We start from the raw sequence: 19,655 nt of genomic DNA on the forward strand, positions 1-19,655 counted from the left end.
CGTGCAGCCTTACTTCAGCTTCCAGGTGAATCCGATGAACAGGCCGTCGTTGTAGGCGTCCATTAGAAAGCCGTCTTTTTCGTAATCAACGTAGAGATAGCGGTACCCCACTTCAAGGGATGTCCGTTCCGAGAGCCGCCATGAAAAGTCCACCATCCCTCCCCAGGTGAAATCCGAGCCCATGCCGAACCCGCCCGCATCGACAATGGCCGTGAAGCTGAGCTTCGGCGAAAGCCGCGTGGAGAAACGGATGCCGACGAGGGGATCCAGCCAGGACTGGGTATCGGTGAAGCGCCGGAGGGGAGCTGACGCCGTTCTGATGGTCAGCTCGTTTTTGAGGTTCCAGTATCTCAGGCCGGCGAACACATGGAGGGAGGACGATTCCCATTCTTTTACGCGCACGCCCCACGCGGCCTGCAGACGGGTCGTGGTCATCCCCACGTCCGTAAAAACCGTTGGGGATACCTGTTCGGTGTCCGACAGATCGAGATACATGCCGTCGAAAAAGAAGTACTGGTTTCCCTTGTGGCCCTGGAAGGTCAGCATTCCCGAGGCGTCCATGACGGACAGGATGTCGGAGAAGCTCTGGCTGACCCGGGCCTTGTGCCCCTTCACACCCACCGTTCCGTTGAGGCCGGAGAACCATACGTAGGACGTGGAGGAAAAAGTCCACTCTGCGGGAGTGTCCTTCTCCGCCGCTTCCAGGGAAGGCAGCCCGCACAGAAGAGAGAAAAGGAACGGAAGAAAAAGAAAGATACGGACCGGCTGTTTCATGAACACCACTCCCGCTGGAAAAAATAGGTACCCCCTGGCACAAAAAGAACCCGGCCCCCTAGAGAGCCCCCGGCAGCCGGATCATTTTCCAGCATCCTTTATACACCTTTCAGGTCGTTCTGTATACCATTTTTCTTCTGTCTCGCGAAAACCAGTCCCGGCAACAGACCCCGTATTCAGGAACGTTGCGGTAGAAAAAAGGGAGTCCGGCATTTTCGGCCGGACTCGGGCGTATATCATTTCAGCAGCGGGCAGCCGCAGCGGAAGCAGACATCGTCGCCGATATCGCATTTTGTGGCGCAGGCGTTGCAGAAGATGATGCTGTCCCGGGACTTGTCGTATTTCTCGTACGTTTTCAGCCCGCCGTGGTGCCGCACCCTGTCCCCCACCTGGTAATAGTTGTAGAGTGTGGCGTCGTCGTCAACGACAATCCGGTGCGTCTTTCCCCCGTCGGACCGGATTTCGACTGTGTATTCCGTGTAGTTCACCCAGTAGAAGTCGTTCTTGTCGCCGCCGGTGTTCTGTTTGCGGCGCTTCTGCTTCACCGTCCTGTCGGTGACCACGCCGTCCCAGGTGGTGCTTCTCTTTCTGCCCAAAATCTGGAAGAAGGCAATGGCGAGAAACATCCCGCCGATCCCGAAGCCGATGTAGAGGGACTCAGGGTTTTCCATGCCCCCCGCGCCGGTCTCACCCGCTATGAAAAAGCCGGCCACGGCAATGACGGCAAGACCCGCCGCAAAGATGGAGGACCACCGGTTGGTGTTCTTCAGATATTTCTGGAACGCCGGGTCGTGGATTTTCTCAGAGTACCCCACCCGTCCGCCCCTTTTCCCCTTTCCGGAACCCGCCTGGGCCTCCTGCTCCGCCCCGCAGACATGGCAGAATTTCGCCCCGTCCGGGAGATCCGCTCCGCACTTGGAACACTGCATGAATGCCACCCCTTTCGGTCATTATCTTCTTCTCTCCTGAATACACCGGCCTGAGACGCGCCCCTTTATCCTGTCATCCTGAGGAGCGTTCTTGGCGGCACTGTTTCTGTCATCCTGAGAGCGCTTCCTGCCCGATCGCGTCCCCGAAGGGGGAGGATCTCGGTTTTGATCCTTCGACCACCAAGGGCGAGATTCTTCGGGCTTCGCCCTCAGAATGACGGCAAAGACACATCTCCGCGGGATGCTGCGCTCGCGATGCTTCCGATTGTATCATCAACCTTATGAAATACATTTGTTATTGTGAAGTCGCTGAAAATGCTATACTGCGGCCGATGAGCAGACCGGACGGCACGTTTTTCACACTATTTCGGGAGGTTTTTTCATGAAGAGGTACTATGGAAAATTCATTTCGTCAGTGCTGCTGTTCGGTTCCAACGGCATCGTGGCAAGCCATATTGCGCTGGGCAGCCACGAGATAGTCCTGTGGAGGACCCTCATCGGCAGCCTCTTTCTTCTGGCGGTCTTCATCCTGGCCGGGGGACGGTTCGGGGGGCTGCGCAGCAGGAAGCATCTCGCGTTTCTGCTCCTTTCGGGCATGGCCATGGGCGCGAGCTGGATGTTTCTGTACGAGGCCTACCGCCGGATCGGCGTCGGGCCGGCGACCCTCGCGTATTACTGCGGCCCTGTGATCGTGATGGTGCTGGCTCCCGTGATATTCCGGGAAAAACCGGCCCTTTCAAGGATATTCGGCTTCGGCGCCGTTCTTCTCGGGATGGTCCTCGTCAACGGGAACGAGGTGGCCCGGAGCGGCATTTCCTGGGGGCTGGCGTGCGGCCTGCTGTCGGCGGTTTTGCTGGCCGTTCTGGTGATCTTCAACAAGATGGCCGCGAGCATCACGGGCTTCGAGAACGCTGTCTGGCAGCTCTCCGCCAGCTTCATCACCGTGGCGGTCTTCACAGCCGTCCGGCAGGGAACGGTGACGGCCGTTCCTCCCGGGAGCCTTCTCCCCCTCCTGCTGCTGGGGTTTGTGAATACGGGATCCGGATGCTACCTCTATTTCTCGTCCATGCAGAGCCTTCCCGCCCAGTCCGTGGCGATCTGCGGCTACCTGGAACCCCTCTCGGCCCTTCTCCTTTCGGCGGTCCTGCTGGGCGAACGGCTGACGCCGGTTCAAATGGCGGGAGCAGCCCTGATCCTCGGGGGCGCGGCCTTCGGCGAATTCTTCGGCCGGAAGGAAAGCGCCCCGACAGGGACCAGGACGGACTAACCCAGGATCAAAAGTTCTTTACGAATTGCTTCCGGGCTCAGGATCCGGACGAGCTCCCCGATTTCCTCCAGGTGGGCCCTTACATCTTCCGCCGGAAGGGACGGCACTCCGTAGACGGTGTAGAGCACCCGGGTCGTCTCCGCCGTGACGGCAGTCCTGTCGTCGGGGCCGTAGAGGATGCTGGAGAGGATCCCCTCCCGGTCCGAGAGGAACATGTCCCCCGGCGGGAGGATCCGTTCCCTGCCTCCCATGGCCGTATAGCGTTCCTCCCCCTTCGAGACATCCAGGAAAAGGGGCAGAGAAACCCTGTCCAGATCGTGGCCCGCGGTCAGGAAGCCGTTCTTCAGCTCCGCCATGAACATGGCCGCCACGAGGGGGGACGGCGAGAAGAGGGGCTTTCCCTTCAGCGCCACCGTTTCCACCTGATGCAGCACGGGATATCCCTGGCCGAATCTCTTGTAATACCGGCCGTAGGACCCGAAGGGCTCATCCAGGCCGATCTCTTTCCTGCTCTTTCCTTCGTGGCGCCTGCGGAGGCCGGTTTCAAAGGCGTTTTTTCTCTCTTCGAAGGCGGGACATTCCCGCGAGTTGTCGACCCCCTCCAGTACAAGCACGCCGAAACAGACGCCGGGAAACATTGTCCTCCACTCCTGGGATGCGGTGATCATGATCAGGTCAGCTCCTTTTTCCGTGCGTTTTGGTTTATGATACCTGATGAACGGAATAAAATTCTTGAACGGAATTGCTGCAGCCTTCACGGAGGAACCATGGAAAAGAACGGAGATACCCTGCCCGGACGTTCCGAAAAAAACCGTACCCGTTTCTGGCGCTCGGAGTACCTGCCGGGAGTCCTCTTTCTGGACGGTACATTCCTGGACATGAAATTTACCCGGCACAGCCACGAAACCTACGCTTTCGGCGTCATAGAAAGCGGGGCCCTCGCTTTCCGCTACAGGGGGGAGGATGTGGTCGCCTCCGAGGGGATGCTCGGCATGGTTGTCCCAGGCGAAGTCCACGACGGCCACCCGGCTCTCGGCAGAGGGTGGAGGTATCGCATGGCCTACGCAGACCCCGAATCCGTCCGTACTCTGACCGGTGAACCGGGGGGCAAAGACCGGGGCCTTCCCTTCATCGGCCGGGGCGCCCTTGAATCCCGGGAGCTCGCCGCTCTCTTCCGGCGGCTGATCGGGGGACTCCAGGCCGGAACCATGGACAGGCTGACGGCCTCCTCCCTCTGGACCGCCTTCATATCCGAACTTTTCGGGCGCTTCGGTGAATATCCCGCAGCCGCTCCCAGGACATCCCGGGGTTCCGTCCGGGCGGCATGCGCCTTCCTGAGAGAGAACATGACACGGAACATCTCCCTTGATGAACTGGCGGCCCTCTCCTCTCTCAGCCCCTGGCACTTTCTCCGCACCTTCCGGGATGAGACGGGGCTGCCGCCCCACGCCTACCTGACCCAGCTCCGGGTACGGAAGGCGGAACGGCTCCTCCGGGCCGGACATTCCCCTTCCATGGCCGCCGCGGAAGCGGGGTTCGCGGACCAGAGCCATCTCACCCGCTGGTTCCGGAGGATCGTGGGCGCCACGCCCGCCGCTTTTCTGAAAGAGATGTCCCCTGCCGGAGCCCGGCATTCCCGCAGCGAAGGAGAGAACGGCCATGGACAGTGATTTTTCCCTCCTGATAGGCTTCCAGGACTTTGAGCCGGGGCGGCGCTCCTTCAATGCGCTGGCCCGGAAGACCTTCGGCCTCGACTTCGAGCCATGGTACAGGTCGGGGTACTGGACGAAGCAGTACATCCCCTATTCCCTGTCCCGGGACGGAGAGGTGGTCTCCAGCGTGTCGGTGAACTTCATGCCCATGACGCTGGAAGGTACAGGCCTCACCATGGTACAGATCGGCACGGTGATGACAGATTCTGCCTTCCGGGGGCAGGGGCTCAGCCGGTTCCTCATGGAGACCGTCCTGGACGAATGGTCTCCGAAAGTCGATGAAATCTATCTCTTCGCCAATGACGAGGTGCTGGACTACTACCCCCGGTTCGGCTTCCGGAAGAGCGGGGAAGTGCAGTGTACCGCCTCCGTCTCGACCACTTTTCCCGCCCGGGCGGAAAAGGTGGACATGGAACAGCCCGAACACCGGGAAAAGGTGGAGCAGGCCATACGGGGAACCCGGAGCGTGAGCAGGTTCAGCATGAACAACGCCGGCCTCGCCATGTTTTACCTCACAGGGCCGATGAAGGACCGGGTCCGGTACGACCCGGAAACGGGAGCCTATCTCGTCGCGGCAGTGGAAGGCAACCTTCTTCTGCTGGACGACGTTTTTTGCGAAGAAGCGGTTGACCTGGACCATGCCGTGACCGCCTTCGGTCCGGAGGTCCGCAGGGTGGCTTTCGGTTTCTCTCCCTGCATGGACGCGGGCCTCGAGCGGACGGCCTGCGAAGAGGAGGACACTACCCTGTTCGTCCTGAAGAACACCCTGGACTTCCGGGAAAAAGAGCTGAGATTCCCCGCCCTGTCCCGGGCCTGAACGCGGGTCCGGAGGACGGTATCGGCAGGGAACATGCCAGACGCAGGGGGTTGCATCGCCGCCGCTTCCGGAGTATTCTGTACATAATGGAAAAATGACAGTGATCAGGGGTGGGAGAATGCGCACTCTTTCTTGCTGAAAACCGAGGCTGACGAAACGGAACAGGCGACCGGAAGGCCGCTTTTTCCGCCGTGCCCATGCAGGAAAGCTGCGACTCCCAAATGATGTTGTATCGTCATATCACGCCTGCCCGTTTCCGGGCACGGCCGTTCTGTACTGCGAGCCGCGGGTGCTTCTTTCCTGCGGCTTTTTCTTTTTCCCAGGAGGATATGCATGTCTCTGATCAATGTTTCACACCTCACCTTCGGCTACGAAGGCGGACTGGAGAAGATTTTCGAGAACGTGAGCTTCCGGATCGACACGGACTGGAAGCTTGGCTTCACTGGCCGCAACGGCCGGGGAAAGACCACGTTCCTGAACCTGCTGCTCGGCCGTTACGAATACGATGGTTCCATCACGTCGTCCGCGGCCTTCGAATATTTTCCCTACCCCGTTCCGGACGGGGAGACGGACGCTCCGGCGATCATCCGGACCATCGCGCCGGCGGCCGAAGACTGGCAGATCGCCCGGGAGGTCTCCCTGCTCGACGTGACGGAGGACGCCCTCCGCCGTCCCTTCCGCACCCTCTCCAACGGGGAGAGGACGAAGATACTGCTGGCCGCCCTGTTCCTGAAGGAAAACAGCTTCCTGCTCATCGACGAGCCCACCAACCACCTGGACCTGGAGGCCCGGGCCGCCGTGAGCACCTACCTGAACCGCAAGCGGGGGTTCATCCTGGTGTCCCACGACAGGTTCTTCCTCGACGGGTGCGTGGACCACATCCTGTCCATCAACCGGGCAAACATCGAGGTTCAGAAAGGCAATTTTTCGTCCTGGTGGCGGAACAGACAGCGGGAGGACGAGGCTGAGCGGGCGGAAAACGAGCGGCTGAAAAAGGACATCGTCAGGATGCAGGAGGCCGCCCGGCGGGCCTCGGACTGGTCGGACGCCGTGGAGAAGACGAAACGGGGCGTCCGGAACTCGGGCCTGCGCCCCGACCGGGGATATATCGGCCACAAGGCCGCCAAGATGGCCCAGCGGTCCACGTCCCTGGAGCGGCGGCGGCAGGAGGCTCTCGAGGAAAAATCGGCCCTGCTGCGGAACGTGGAGGAAGGAGAGAAGCTGAAGCTCTTCCCCCTCACCTTTCACTCTCCCGGGCTGGCAGAGCTGGAGAACGTCTCCGTCCGCTACGGGGACAGGATCGTCTGCGAAGCAGTGAGCTTCACCATCGGCCGGGGGGAGAGGATCGCCCTAAGGGGCCGAAACGGGTGCGGCAAGTCGAGCATTCTGAAGCTGATCCTCGGGGAGAGGCTGGAGTACGGCGGAACGTTTTCCGTGGCATCGGGGCTGAAGATCTCATGGCTCCCCCAGGACACAGAGGAACTCTCCGGCAGCCTGACGGATTATGCTCAGCAGTCCGGAATAGACCGGAGCCTCTTCCTGGCGATCCTGAGAAAGCTGGATTTTTCCAGGACCCAGTTCGAGAAGAACATTGAAGACTACAGCGGGGGACAGAAGAAGAAGGTGCTCCTCGCCCGGAGCCTCTGCGAGCAGGCCCACCTGTACCTGTGGGACGAGCCGCTGAACTATATCGACGTCATTTCGAGGATGCAGATAACGGAACTGCTGCTGGAGCATAGGCCCACCATGGTCTTCGTGGAGCACGACAGGGCCTTCTGCGACGAGGTGGCCACCAGGGTGGTGGACCTGTAAGGCGCGGAGGGGGGATTTCGGGTTTGTCATCCTGACGGCGTGTTTTCCGCCGGAAGGATCTCGGTTTTGATTCAGAGTGCAGTTAAAATCGAGATCCTTCCCCTTCGGGGACGCTCCGTGATCGCTGCGCTCGTTCGGGACGACAGGGTGTAGCTTGTCATCCTGAGCGGAGCGAAGGATCTAGCACTTGAGTCTCTTCAGAATCAAAAACGAGATCCTTCGGCCGAGAAATCAGCCTCAGGATGACAAAAAGGGTTGTCATCCCGAGCGGAGCCGCTCCTCGGAATGACAGCACGACCAGGCATCGGGATGATATAATACAAATGTTCGATAAGAATAACTTTCCCAAATTGAGAATTTCCTCCTTCCGGAGAGGCATTTTCGTGCTCCGGAACGGGGACGGAAAAATCTGCAGGCAGGCCCCCCGGGGTCTGTGCAACCAGGAGGGCTGGAGAATTGAGACTCATAGGAATACTGATCATCGCCACACTGGCAGCGCACTACTCCTACATCTATGTCCGGCTGCGGAACGCCATTGGGCCGGGATGGAAGTGGACATCCCTGTACCTTGCCCTCACGCTCTTCCTCGTCTTCGGGTCACGGGCGCTCTGGCAGGTGGACCTGGGGGATTACCCCGAATTCCGGAAGGCCCTGTCCTACGCCGTATACATGGGCCTGGCCTTCTTTTTCATCCTCTTCACGGCCTTTGTCGTTCTCGACCTGGTGCGGTTCCTGGCATGGCTGGCCGACACTCTGTTCTCCACGGGCCTGAGAGGGCTGCTACCCTCACCGAAGGCCCGGGCATGGACAGCCGTGGGCTTCGCTCTTCTGGTCTGCGTCTACGGCTGGTTTGAAGCCCTCAACATACAACCGAAGCATGTCACCATCGAAACTGAAAGGCTCCCTGCCGGAACGGACCGGATCCGCATCGCCCAGATAACCGACGTTCACCTGGGGTGGATCATCCAGGAGGAGCGCCTCGCCCGTATCCTCTCCGTGGTCCGGGCGGCGGAGCCGGACCTGGTGGTCAGCACCGGGGATCTCGTGGACGACAACATGGAGTTTCGGGACGAGGAGATCGCCCTCCTCAGGGGATTGACCCCGCCCCTCGGAACCTATGCCGTCACCGGCAACCATGAGTACCACGTGGGCGTCCGGCAGGCCGTGGAATTCAAGGAGCGGGCCGGAATGAGGGTGCTGCGGAACGAACACCATTCCGTGGGCGGACTGGTCCTCGTGGGTATGGATGACCCTTCTGCACGGTACTACGGCCAGGAGATTCCCCCCGAGGGGGATATTCTTGCTTCCCTGCCCGCAGACCGCTTCGTGGTGCTGCTCAAGCACCAGCCGCGAGTGGAGCCCGAATCGGTGGGGCTCTTTGACCTCCAGCTCTCCGGCCACACCCACGGAGGGCAGATCTGGCCCTTCTACTGGCTCACCCGCATGGTCTATGAATACCGCCCCGGACTGCGGGCCCTGGCACCGTCCCCCAGGGGGGGAGAGGCTTATGCCGCTGAAGGTTCCAGGGAGAGCTCCGTTTACGTGAGCAATGGAACGGGAACCTGGGGGCCGCCCCTCCGGTTCTTCGCTCCGCCCGAGGTGACTATTTTCGACATCGTCAGAAAACCGGGGAGCTGAAGGAAAAAGCAGCCCTTTCAGCCTCCGGACAGGTGTCTCGGCCGAAGAGAGGACTCTCTTCCGGAGCCGCTATTTCTCCTCCATGAGCTCGATAATGGCGCCGTTCTTCCTGACGGACCGGTACGCCGTGGTCAGGGGAAAATTCACGGTATTCCAGCCTTTTCCGGAAAAGTCCGGGAAAAGTGGGCGAATCTGTATCCGGAATCCCCTTTTCGTGTACAATGAGCCGTATCATTTCCGAGGAGGGTCCCGCCATTACTCATTCCCGTTCCCTGACGTCGGGGAAGATCGGTTCCCAGCTGCTTTTCCTTGCCATACCCCTGCTGCTGGGGAACATCTTCCAGCAGCTGTACAATTTCGTGGCGGCCATCATCGTGGGCCGGTACGTGGGGGAAGCGGCCTTCGCCGCCATCGGCGTCGGCGGGACGGTGATGAACCTGTTCATCTTCGTTCTCACCGGCTGCTGCACCGGCGTGTCCATCATCCTCGCCTCCCTGTTCGGAAAAGGGGACTTTCACACCCTGCGGAAGGAGTGCTTCCTGGCTGTGGTGTTCGGGGCAGGGTTCACCCTTTTCGTCAGCCTCGCCTCCATCGCCCTGCTTCCCTCCCTGCTCGAAGCGATTCACACCCCGGCGGAAATCTTCGAGGGCACCAGGCAGTACCTGAACATCATCCTCGGGGGGCTCCTGGCGACCTTTTTCTACAATCTCTGCGCCGCCTCCCTCCGGGCCGTGGGAAATACCCGGTACGCCCTGGTGTTCCTGGTGACCGCCGTGATGCTCAACGCGGCCCTGACCTTCGTTCTGGTGGCCCGGTTCGGCTGCGGGATAGCAGGTGCCGCGTGGGCGACCGTCTTCTCCCAGGCGTTCTCCGCCCTGCTCTGCATGGCCTACATCTGGAAGAAACTTCCCTTCCTCGTGCCGACGAAGGAGGACATGCGGTACGACGGGGCCCTGCTGAAAAAGACGATCCTCTTCGCCTCCCTTTCGGCCATGCACCAGTCGAGCCTGTACATCGGCAAGCTGCTGGTGCAGGGAGCGGTGAACCTGCTGGGCACTGCAGCCATCGCCGCCTACACGGCCACGGGAAGGATAGAGGGGCTCTCCCTCGCCGTGGGGGAAAGCGGGGCCGAGTCCATCTCCGTCTTCGTGGCCCAGAACACGGGAGCGGGAAATCATAAAAGAGCCCTGAAGGGGTTCCTGGAGGGACTGGCGTCCCTGGCCTTCCTCAGTATTTCCGTCTCCTTCCTGCTGTTTTTCACGGCCCGGCCGGGTGTAATCCTGTTCGTGGGGGCAAACCAGGGAGAGGCGGTCGCCGAGGGAGTGGCCTACATGCGGTCACTCTGTTTCTTCTACATATTCTCCTACATCGGCAGCTCCTTCGTTGGTTTTTTCCGGGGCACCGGCCGGATCAACATTCCCTTCATCGGCACGACCCTCCAGATTACCGTGCGGGTGGTCCTTTCGTACTGGCTCGCTCCCCTTCTGGGGCTGAAGGCTGTGGGGCTGGCCACAGGGATCGGCTGGATCTCCATCGTGACCTTCCAGTTCCTGGTTTTTTCCAGCATACGGAGAAGGGAGCGGCGGGAAGAAGCGGCCCTATCCGGCCGTTGAAGAAAATGCCCTGAAAGGGGAAAATGGCAGGCAGCATATTGAAACCTTCTCTTTTTCAGGCAGCGGGGAGCGTCACCGGTGCTCGCTTGGGCCGCCGGCCTTGGCGCTGCGCCCGGCAACACTCCTTCTGCCTAAATTCAGCGAAATTATCGAGTCCCTATTTTCACATTGTGGAGGTATTCGCCATGGGCTGCATTCTTGATCATATCGCCGTCGCGGCGCCCACTCTCGAAGCGGGAGCCGCCTTCGTCACGGAAACTCTGGGAGTTTCCCCCCAGGCCGGGGGGGAGCATCCCCGCATGGGAACCCACAATCTGCTTCTGCGCCTGGGCGACCGGGTGTACCTCGAGGTCATCGCGGCAAACCCCGCGGCCCCGGCTCCGGGCCGTCCCCGATGGTTCGCCCTGGATTCCCTTCCCGGGAACGCCGCTCCCTTCCTCGCCGCATGGGTGGCCCGGGCAGAAGACATCAGGACCTGGGCGGAAAAGTCACCGGAGCCTCTGGGCCCGGTGGAAGCCATGTCCCGGGGAACGCTGGAATGGCTCATCACCATCCCGGAAGACGGGGCTCTTCCTCTGGGAACAGGCCCCGCCCTCATCCAGTGGCAGCCCGGCGTACACCCCGCGTCGAAGCTCCAGGATCACGGTCTGAACCTCATCGGCCTGGAAATCCATCACCCCGATCCGAAGCGGGTTTCCCGGCTGCTGGAATCCCTGGCTCTGGAAGGTCCCCTGTCGGTGAAGCCCCTTCCCGAAGGCGCGGCCCCGTACCTGGAGGCGCACATCGACACTCCCCGGGGCGTCCGGGTTCTCCGGGCAGCCCGCTAGGGAGGGCACCGATTCATGGCCGGCATGGAGATAAAGCTGGAGGAGCTGAAAGCACGGCTCCGTGAAGTGAACGACCTGAACAGCGCCGGAGCGGTGCTTTACTGGGACCAGGCCACCTACATGCCTCCCGGCGGGGCGGAGGCCCGGGGACGCCAGATGGCCACGCTGGCCCGGATTGCCCAGGAGAAGTTCACCGCCCCGGACGTGGGAAGGCTGATCGACGATCTGCTCCCCTACGCCGGCAGCCTTCCCCCCGATTCGGACGACGGCTGCCTGATCCGGGCGGCGGACCGGGAATACCGGAAGGCCGTCCGGGTGCCTGCGGATTTCCTGGCGGTCTTCTCGGAGCATTCCGCCCTTTCCTACCAGGTGTGGACCGAGGCCCGTCCCGCCGACGATTTCAGGCGGGTCCTTCCCCTGCTGGAGAAGACCCTGGACCTGAGCCGCCGCCTGGCGGACTTTTTCCCGGGATATGACCACATCGCAGACCCGCTCATCGACTTCTCCGACTACGGTATGAAGGCGGGGACGGTCAGGAAGGTCTTCGGGGAACTGAAGGAACAGCTCGTGCCGCTGGTGCGGGCAGCCGCGTCCCGGGAAGCGGCCGACGATTCGTGCCTGAAGGGACATTTCCCCAAAGAACGACAGCTTGCCTTCGGAAAGACGGTCATCGGGACGTTCGGCTACGATTTCGCCAGGGGGCGGCAGGACCTGACCCACCATCCCTTCGAGACGCGGTTTTCCGTGGGCGACGTGCGCATCACCACCCGGATCGACGAAGGAAACTTCGCCTACGGTTTCTTCTCCACCACCCACGAGTCGGGGCACGCCCTGTACGAGCAGGGAGTGGACCCGGCACTGGAGGGAACCCTCCTGGCGGAGGGAACCAGCTCGGGAGTGCACGAGTCCCAGTCCCGCACGTGGGAGAACCTGGTCTCCCGGAGCCTGCCCTTCTGGGAACACTTCTATCCGAAGCTGCAGAAAGTCTTTCCGGACCGCCTGGAGACCGTTCCCCTGGAGACCTTCTACCGGGCCGTGAACAGGGTGGAGCCCTCCCTGATCCGCACCGAGGCCGACGAGCTGACCTACAACCTCCATGTTATGATCCGCTTCGAGCTGGAGCTGAGGATGCTGGAGGGAAGCCTGGAGGTGAAGGACCTGCCCGAAGCATGGAACGCCGCGTACCTGGAGAACCTCGGGATCGCACCGGAGGACGACGCCGACGGCTGCATGCAGGACGTCCACTGGTTCGGCGGACATATCGGCGGGGCCTTCCAGGGATACACCCTGGGGAACATCCTCTCCGCCCAATTTTTTGCTGAGGCCCGAAAGTCCCTCCCCGAAATCCATGACGACATGCGCCGGGGAAACTTTGCCGGACTCCATGGGTGGCTGAGGGAGAACATCTACCGTCACGGCAGCAAATTCACCGCCCCCGAGCTGATCGAACGGGTCACCGGCAGGGGACTGGACATCGGGCCGTACATCAGGTATCTGCGGGAAAAGTACGGGAAGCTCTACGGCCCCGGAATCTGAGCCACCCCTGTGATTTCACCCTTCCCCCGGCGGAGAATACCTCCGCCGGGGGTTTTCATTTTCCGGAAGAGTGCCAAAAAGTCAAAATGCATTAAAAATCTTTCTCATGCGAGGTAAATTCCCCGGCATTCTATAATAATACAATTTTAAATTGGTCTTGTCATATTGACTTTTCGTAGTAATATGTTTTTTTATTCGCTTTTATTTTTGAACAGGAGGTGCGGCCGTGCGGATCGGAGTGCTGGTGAAGCAGGTTCCCGCAACGGAAAACGTCAGGATCGACGAAGAGACGGGAACCATGGTGCGGGAAGGCGTAGAGGCGGAGCTGAACCCTCTCGACCTTCACGCCGTGGAGGAGGCGGTCAGGCTGAAGGACCGTCTCGGAGAAGGAACGGAGATCACGGTGATTTCCATGGGGCCGCCCCAGGCCCAGAAAGCGGTGCGGGCCGCCATCGCCATGGGGTGCGACAGGGGGCTGCTGCTCTCCGACAGACGGTTCGCCGGGTCCGATACCCTGGCCACCGCCCGGACCCTCGCAGCGGGAGTGAAAAAGGCCGGAGGATTCGACATCCTCCTCTCGGGCGAACGAGCCACCGACGGCGAGACGGGCCAGGTGGGCCCCGCCGTGGGACAGGTTCTCGGCATGTCCGTGCTCACCTTCGTGAGCGCCGTGGAATCGGCCGGAAAGGGTTCCCTGGTGGTCCGGCGGGCGGTGGAGGGAGGACACGAGCGTGTCGAGGCCCCTCTTCCCGCCATGCTCTCTGTGGTAAAGGAGATCAACACCCCCAGGCTGTGCACCCTGGGAGGAAAGATCCGGGCGAAGAAGACGGAGATTCCCGTCCTCGGGGCGGACGACCTTCCCCTTCCGGCGGAGCATCTCGGCCTTCCGGGATCGCCGACGAAAGTGGTGAAGGTGTCCTATCCCCAGATCACCCGCTCGGGGAAGAAAGTGTCCGCTGCAGACAGCGTGGACGGCGCCGTCGAGGAAATCCTCAGCGTGCTCCGGGGCCGCGGGATCGTGTAGGAGGAAACCGCCATGAACGTAGAATACCGCGGAGTCTGGACCCTCAGCGAAGTGAGGGATGGCCGGATTCATCCCGTTTCATACGAGCTTCTCGCCTGGGGCAGGGACCTTGCCGACACCCTGGGCGTGCCCCTTTCGGCTGTGCTCCTCGGCTCCGGCGTCACGGAACAGGCCCCTGACCTGATCGTCCACGGAGCGGACCAGGTGTACGTGGTAGATGATCCCAGTCTCGGGCATTTCAGGGCGGACAGTTTTTCCAAAACCCTGGCGGAGCTGGTGAACCGCCACAAACCCGAAATCTTCATCGCCTCCGCCACCTCCACCGGCAGGACCGTGATGCCTGTGGTCTACGCGGACCTCGCTACGGGGCTGACTGCGGACTGCACGGAACTGGGTATCGATACGAAGGAACGGCTGCTTCTCCAGACAAGGCCCGCCATCGGGGGGAACGTGATGGCGGACATCAAGACGCCCCTCAGCAGGCCCCAGATGTGCACCGTGAGGCCCCGGTCGAAGAAACCCCTTCCTGCCGACCCGTCGCGGACCGGCAGGATCATCGCCGAGAAGGCCGAACCCGGCGCCCTTTCGTCTGTGATGAAGCTCCTGGAGTTCCTGCCCGAGAAGAACGTGGGCGCGCCCCTGCAGGACGCCGAGGTCATCGTGGCGGGCGGAAAGGGGATGAAGAAGGGAGCCAATTTCGCCCTGCTTGAGGAGCTGGCCGCCCTTCTCGGAGGCTCCGTGGGGGCATCGCGGACGGCCGTGGATCTGAACTGGGCGCCCTATTCCTCCCAGGTGGGGCTGTCGGGCAAGTCGGTGACGCCGAAGCTCTACATCGCCTGCGGCATCTCCGGGGCGGTGCAGCACCTCGCCGGAATGTCCGCGTCCGATACGGTCATCGCCGTCAATTCAGACCCGGAGGCCCCCATCTTCCGGGTGGCGGACCTGGCCATCGTGGGCGACGCCCTTGAAGTGATCCCCGCGCTCATAGGGAGGCTGAAATCATGACGGGCACCTTTTTCGGAAACACCGACGCCCTTCGGGAGCGGTACGGAAAAATCACCCCGGAGATCCTCCGGGAGATACAGGAGGCCGCCGGAGCGAAGAACGTGGTGGCCGGAGATCCCGAGGCCCTGGAGAGCTACGCCTCCGACGAGGCGGGGATCATGTTCACCTCCATGCCGGACGCCGTGGTGAAGGCGGAGAGCGCCGAACAGGTGGCGGCGGTCATGAAGGTGGCGTCGAAGTACAAAATCCCGGTCACTCCAAGGGGGGCGGGAAGCGGCCTCGCCGGTGCGGCGGTTCCCCTCTGCGGAGGCATCGTCCTCTCCCTGGAGAAGATGAACCGCATCCTCGAGATCGACCCGGTGAACCGGGTGGCCGTGGTGGAACCCGGCGTGGTGACCAACGAGCTGTGCAAGGCTGTGGCCGAGCAAGGCTTCCTCTACGCGGGGTACCCCATGAGCACCGAGACGAGCTTCATCGGCGGCAACGTGGCCACCAACGCCGGGGGAGGCAAGGTCATCCGCTACGGCAACACCCGGCGGCACGTGCTCGGCCTGGAGGTGGTCCTCCCCACGGGAACGGTGCTGAACCTCGGGGGCAGGATCCGGAAAGATACCTGGGGGTACAGCCTCATGCAGCTCATGGTCGGTTCCGAGGGAACCCTGGGCATCATCACCAGGGTCATCGTCAACCTCGAGCCGAAACCAGGGAAGACGGTGAACCTCCTGGTGGCCTTCCCGGACCTTGATTCCGCCGTGGACAGCGTGGCGAAGGTTGTCCGCACCGGGATCAGCGTCATCTCCTGCGAACTGATGGACAAGCTCTCGGTAAATATCGCCGCCTCCCACGTGAACACAGTGCTCCCCTACCAGGACAGGGCCGACGCCTTCCTCCTCATCCAGATCGAGGGCGATTCGGACGAGCGGCTCGAGGAGGGGTACGAGAAGGTGGGAACCCTCTGCCTCGAAAACGGTGCCCTGGAGGTCTTCGTGGCGGAGAGCCGGACCGAGTCGGGCATGATCTGGAACATCCGGCAGAACCTCGCCGAGGCCATGCGGGCCCACGACCCCTACTGCTCCCTGAGCGGCGACATGGTGGTCCCCCTGTCCACGGTCCCCGAGATGGTGGAGGAGATCCGGAAGGCGGGAAAGGAACGGGGCATCGCTGTGGGCATCCTCGGCCACATCGCCGACGGGAACCTGCACCCCATCATCTTCAAGCCCGCCGGCATGGAACCCATGGAATGGGCGGAGTACGCCGAGGCCTTCTACGATGACCTCACCTCGGTGGCGATCCGCCTCGGCGGTGTGGGCAGCGGAGAGCACGGCATAGGATATGTGAAGATGCCCATCTTCCTCCACTCCAAGCCTGCGGAGGAAATCGAGATTATGAGAGGAATCAAGCGGTCCTTCGACCCCGACGGAATCCTGAACCCCGGGAAACTGCTGGGAAGCTGACAGGTTTTCCGGTGCCCGGATCCGGGCACCGGTCAGGGAAGTTCTGAACAGGAGACACGAGAGGAGCAGGGAACAACATGAAATCGAAGAGTGACATGGGAATCCTGGCTGTGGCCTTCGTCTGGTTCACCACCCACTTCGGCGGCGGCTTCGCCAGCGGGAGACAGCTCGTTGACTTTTTCGTATCCTACGGATGGTACGCCCTGATCACCCCCGTCCTGTCCATCGCCATCGTCACGGCGGTGCTCTACTATGCGTGGAGCTTCGCCGCAATCTACAAAACCTTCGACTACAGGGCATGGGGCAACCTCTATTTCAAACCCTTCGAGGCAATCTTCTCCAACGCCTACGAAGTCATGTACATTCTTATCCTTCTCATCGCGTCGGCGGTGGCATTCGCCACCGGAGGCACGGTGATGAAGCAGATCCTCGGGACCCCCTACGTTATGAACACGGTGATCGTGGCGGTCTTCATCTTCTTCCTGACCATCTTCGGCGCGGAGATGGTGCGGAGGGCCGCCTCCACCATGGCGATAATCATCATTGCGGGCATGACCATCATCTACGTGGGCAACCTCGTGACGAACTTCCCCAAGCTGATCGAGGTCATCCGCACCGCCCCGTCGCCGAAGGGCTTTTTTGAGGCTTTCTGGGCATCCCTGAAGTATGCCGGATTCCAGACGTGCGCCATGGGAGCCTACATCGCCGTGGCCGACGCACTGAAGACCAGGGAGGACGCCCGGAAAACCTCGGTCTGGGGCTTTCTCATCAACGCCGGGGTGCTCTGGCTCGCCACGGCCGGCGTGCTTCTCCACTACCCGGCCATTCTCCAGGAAAGCGTTCCCGTGCTCTACGTGGCGGCCCACGGCGGCGGCGGCGCTTTCGGCACGGCCATCGTGTCCCTCCTGATCTTCCTGGCAGTCATCTCCACCGGCGTGAGCCTCATCTTCGGCGGCGCCAGGCGCATCGTGGCCTTCTGGGGAAAAACCAGGGGATCTTCCGTCGCCGGCGACAGGAAGGTGAACATCATCGCGTCCCTGGTCTACGTCCTCATCACCTGGGGGATCGCCCTGTTCGGCCTGATCCCGCTGATCGCCAGGGGATACGGCTACATGGGAACTCTTTCCTTCCCGCTGCTCATTATCCCGGTAATTTTCATCGGCCTGCTCCGGTCAAAGGACTGGGGCAAGGGCGCCTGAGAAATCTTCCGGAGGAAGGGAGGGGAACCTCCCTTCCTCCGGATTCCCGCGCCCGGCCCTTCCATTTCCCCCTGCCTTTCTCCGGCCGGAATCCTTCACCATGATAGAATAGGAGCGTCTCTTTTCCGCTCATTCCTCTGAGGACTGATTCACAGCGAAAAGGGCGAACAAGAACTACCGGTGAAGGGAGAAAGCCAACCGTGAGAAATAAATACCGCCTCCTGAGTCTCCTGATGATTCTCCTGACCTGCGCCATAGCGGGGATCTTCTTCGGCTCCTTCGACAGGCGGATCGAGACCGTCTACGGGGACAACACCAGGGACGCCATCTTCGAGGTCAAGAAAACCTTTCTTCAGCACACCGTGCAGAACCAGATCGCCAGGATCGACGCGTCGGAAAAACGCCATACGAACCTTGCCCTCCGCCGGGTCGGTGAGATGAACGGCATCCTGAACGCGGCACCCTCCGGAAGCAGGGACGAGTTCATCGCCTTCTTCAGAGAGTGCTTCCGGGACGGCACAGCCTGGACGGCCGTCTTGTGGGACCCTGTCGCCGGCAACGTGCTCCATGACCCGAAGGGCCTGTTCCGGAAGGGCTTTCCCGGTACGCCGGACGGCGGGGAATTCGGGGATTTCTCCGCCTGGAAGATAGGGGATTTCAGAGGGCTGCGGGCCTTTTTCGGCGTTCCCGGGACTGCGGTCGAAGAGGCTGTCAAGGGTGAGATCGCCTCGGAGATCCATTTATCCCGTTTTCCCTTCGACTCCTACATCTGGGTCAACGAGGTGGTCAACTACGAGGGCGGAAAAAATTACGCCATCAGGCGAATACACCCGAACCTCAGGGACACGGAAGGTATCTTCCTCTCCACCGAAACCAGGGACGTAAAGGGAAACCGTCCGTACCTGACCGAACTGGAGGGCGTGAAGAAGGACGGAAAACTCTTTTTCACCTATCACTTCAAGAGAAAAAACAGCGATGAAATCTCGGAAAAGCTGACCTACGCGGAGCTGTACGGAAAATACGACTGGATCGTCGCCATGGGGATCCACCTCGACGATATTTTCACCGCCATCCTGAAAGCAAACGAGGAAAGCGGCACCGCATCCGGACGCCTCATCGTTCTCTTTCTCCTTCTTATGGTCGCGCTGCTGGGGGTCAGCGAACTTGTTCTTCTCTTCCTCGAGGGCAAGTTCCATGGAGAATCGAGAAAGGGGCTCGAGGATGAACTGAACAGGGATCCCCTTTCAGGGGCCTTCTCCCGCCGGGCCGGGGAGACGGAAATGGCACGTGCCTTCCACTCCTTCACGAAAGGTGCATTGCCGCCGGCAATCGCCCTCTTTGATATCGACCATTTCAAGGAAGTGAATGACTCCTTCGGTCACGACGCGGGCGACGAGGTCATCAAACTGATTGTCCGGACCGTCCTGGGAAGCGTGAGGACCATGGACAGTCTCTTCCGCTGGGGCGGCGACGAATTTCTTCTTCTCGCGGAAGGACTCAAGGCTGAACACGCCCTCCCGGTAGCGGAGAATATTGTGAAGACTGTTGCGGAACATCCTGCCTCCGTGGACGGACAGTCCATTCCCGTCACGATCTCCGTGGGAATCGCCTTTTTCCGCCCGGGAGACAGAGGGTATGAAGACGCCATGAAGAGAGCGGACAAGGCCCTGTACCGGTCGAAATCGGAGGGACGGAACCGGGCGACCATGGAACCCTAAATCCGCAGCTTCTCCTGGCAGAGGGAGTGTCGCCGGGCATAAGGTAAATTCGCCCCCCAGGGGCGAAGAGATGACCCCCTGGGGGGCAGCGCCAGGGCCGGCGGCCCAAGCGAGCACCGGTGACGCTCCCCGCTGCCTGCGGATTTAGGGGAACCCTAAATCCGCACCCTGAAAAATAAAAAACCTCTCTGGACTGTTCGGAGAACAGTGTTAAGGTAGTGTTTACGACGACACAACCCTTCACCAGAGAGGTGCGTTCATTATGACGGAAAAGGCGAAGAAAATCCATATCGAACTGAAGAGCGGTGAAAGCGGCATAACATCCTTCGC

17 protein-coding genes are annotated in these 19,655 nt (G+C 61.1%); 13 read left to right on the top strand and 4 right to left on the bottom strand.

What is annotated here, in order from left to right; all coding sequences use genetic code 11:
• Nucleotides 1-9 precede the first annotated feature (9 nt).
• Together C8D99_RS11240 and C8D99_RS11245 are read right to left on the bottom strand one after the other, a co-directional pair.
• Nucleotides 10-774, bottom strand: coding sequence for a hypothetical protein (locus C8D99_RS11240; RefSeq protein WP_133958325.1), 765 nt, complete (start codon nucleotides 772-774; stop codon nucleotides 10-12).
• 236 nt (nucleotides 775-1,010) lie between these two features.
• A complete protein-coding gene (locus tag C8D99_RS11245) occupies nucleotides 1,011-1,703 on the bottom strand; it encodes a zinc ribbon domain-containing protein (protein WP_133958327.1) in 693 nt (230 codons plus the stop codon).
• Nucleotides 1,704-2,085: 382 nt separating this feature from the next.
• On the opposite strand from C8D99_RS11245, the gene C8D99_RS11250 reads away from it, so the two are divergent.
• Nucleotides 2,086-2,970, top strand: a complete 885-nt coding sequence (locus C8D99_RS11250; RefSeq protein ID WP_133958329.1) for a DMT family transporter — start codon at nucleotides 2,086-2,088, stop codon at nucleotides 2,968-2,970.
• Here the strand turns inward: C8D99_RS11250 and C8D99_RS11255 are convergent.
• Nucleotides 2,967-3,638: a hypothetical protein gene (locus C8D99_RS11255; protein WP_166670152.1), complete on the bottom strand. Its 672-nt coding sequence runs from the start codon at nucleotides 3,636-3,638 to the stop codon at nucleotides 2,967-2,969. The two genes, C8D99_RS11250 and C8D99_RS11255, sit on opposite strands and share 4 nt — an antisense overlap.
• 99 nt (nucleotides 3,639-3,737) lie before the next feature.
• Here C8D99_RS11255 and C8D99_RS11260 point away from each other — a divergent pair, with 99 nt between their 5' ends.
• The 4 genes from C8D99_RS11260 to C8D99_RS11275 all read left to right on the top strand — a co-directional run bounded on the left by C8D99_RS11260 (nucleotide 3,738) and on the right by C8D99_RS11275 (nucleotide 8,949).
• On the top strand, nucleotides 3,738-4,640 hold the full coding sequence (locus C8D99_RS11260) for an AraC family transcriptional regulator (protein ID WP_166670153.1): 903 nt from the start codon (nucleotides 3,738-3,740) through the stop codon (nucleotides 4,638-4,640).
• The gene (locus C8D99_RS11265; RefSeq protein WP_133958335.1) at nucleotides 4,630-5,499 is read left to right on the top strand and encodes a GNAT family N-acetyltransferase; all 870 of its coding nucleotides are present in this window, start codon (nucleotides 4,630-4,632) and stop codon (nucleotides 5,497-5,499) included. Before C8D99_RS11260 ends, C8D99_RS11265 begins: the two co-directional genes overlap by 11 nt.
• A 333-nt stretch (nucleotides 5,500-5,832) precedes the next feature.
• On the top strand, nucleotides 5,833-7,311 hold the full coding sequence (gene abc-f, locus C8D99_RS11270) for a ribosomal protection-like ABC-F family protein (RefSeq protein ID WP_133958337.1): 1,479 nt from the start codon (nucleotides 5,833-5,835) through the stop codon (nucleotides 7,309-7,311).
• A 456-nt stretch (nucleotides 7,312-7,767) separates the two neighbouring features.
• A complete protein-coding gene (locus C8D99_RS11275) occupies nucleotides 7,768-8,949 on the top strand; it encodes a metallophosphoesterase (protein WP_133958339.1) in 1,182 nt (393 codons plus the stop codon).
• A gap of 69 nt (nucleotides 8,950-9,018) precedes the next feature.
• Here the strand turns inward: C8D99_RS11275 and C8D99_RS15445 are convergent, their stop codons facing one another.
• The gene (locus tag C8D99_RS15445) at nucleotides 9,019-9,171 is read right to left on the bottom strand and encodes a hypothetical protein (protein ID WP_208321169.1); all 153 of its coding nucleotides are present in this window, start codon (nucleotides 9,169-9,171) and stop codon (nucleotides 9,019-9,021) included.
• Here C8D99_RS15445 and C8D99_RS11280 point away from each other — a divergent pair.
• From C8D99_RS11280 to C8D99_RS11315, 8 genes are all read left to right on the top strand, one after another.
• A complete protein-coding gene (locus tag C8D99_RS11280; protein WP_133958361.1) occupies nucleotides 9,171-10,562 on the top strand; it encodes an MATE family efflux transporter in 1,392 nt (463 codons plus the stop codon). The genes C8D99_RS15445 and C8D99_RS11280 overlap by 1 nt on opposite strands.
• A 185-nt stretch (nucleotides 10,563-10,747) precedes the next feature.
• Nucleotides 10,748-11,389 carry a VOC family protein gene (locus C8D99_RS11285; RefSeq protein ID WP_133958341.1) on the top strand — a complete coding sequence of 214 codons (642 nt, stop codon included), beginning with the start codon at nucleotides 10,748-10,750 and terminating at the stop codon, nucleotides 11,387-11,389.
• A 15-nt stretch (nucleotides 11,390-11,404) separates the two neighbouring features.
• Nucleotides 11,405-12,925: a carboxypeptidase M32 gene (locus C8D99_RS11290; RefSeq protein ID WP_208321170.1), complete on the top strand. Its 1,521-nt coding sequence runs from the start codon at nucleotides 11,405-11,407 to the stop codon at nucleotides 12,923-12,925.
• Nucleotides 12,926-13,151: 226 nt separating this feature from the next.
• Nucleotides 13,152-13,949 (top strand): electron transfer flavoprotein subunit beta/FixA family protein, encoded by a 798-nt coding sequence (locus tag C8D99_RS11295; protein WP_133958343.1) that lies wholly within the window; start codon nucleotides 13,152-13,154, stop codon nucleotides 13,947-13,949.
• Nucleotides 13,950-13,961: 12 nt separating this feature from the next.
• Nucleotides 13,962-14,954 carry an electron transfer flavoprotein subunit alpha/FixB family protein gene (locus tag C8D99_RS11300; protein ID WP_133958345.1) on the top strand — a complete coding sequence of 331 codons (993 nt, stop codon included), beginning with the start codon at nucleotides 13,962-13,964 and terminating at the stop codon, nucleotides 14,952-14,954.
• On the top strand, nucleotides 14,951-16,408 hold the full coding sequence (locus C8D99_RS11305) for an FAD-binding oxidoreductase (RefSeq protein WP_133958347.1): 1,458 nt from the start codon (nucleotides 14,951-14,953) through the stop codon (nucleotides 16,406-16,408). Before C8D99_RS11300 ends, C8D99_RS11305 begins: the two co-directional genes overlap by 4 nt.
• A gap of 77 nt (nucleotides 16,409-16,485) precedes the next feature.
• The gene (locus tag C8D99_RS11310; RefSeq protein WP_133958349.1) at nucleotides 16,486-17,607 is read left to right on the top strand and encodes a YkvI family membrane protein; all 1,122 of its coding nucleotides are present in this window, start codon (nucleotides 16,486-16,488) and stop codon (nucleotides 17,605-17,607) included.
• Nucleotides 17,608-17,807: 200 nt separating this feature from the next.
• Complete coding sequence (locus C8D99_RS11315) at nucleotides 17,808-19,325, top strand: sensor domain-containing diguanylate cyclase (RefSeq protein WP_133958351.1); 1,518 nt, start codon at nucleotides 17,808-17,810, stop codon at nucleotides 19,323-19,325.
• Nucleotides 19,326-19,655 lie beyond the last annotated feature (330 nt).

It is taken from the genome of Aminivibrio pyruvatiphilus, assembly GCF_004366815.1.
GTDB lineage: Bacteria > Synergistota > Synergistia > Synergistales > Aminobacteriaceae > Aminivibrio > Aminivibrio pyruvatiphilus.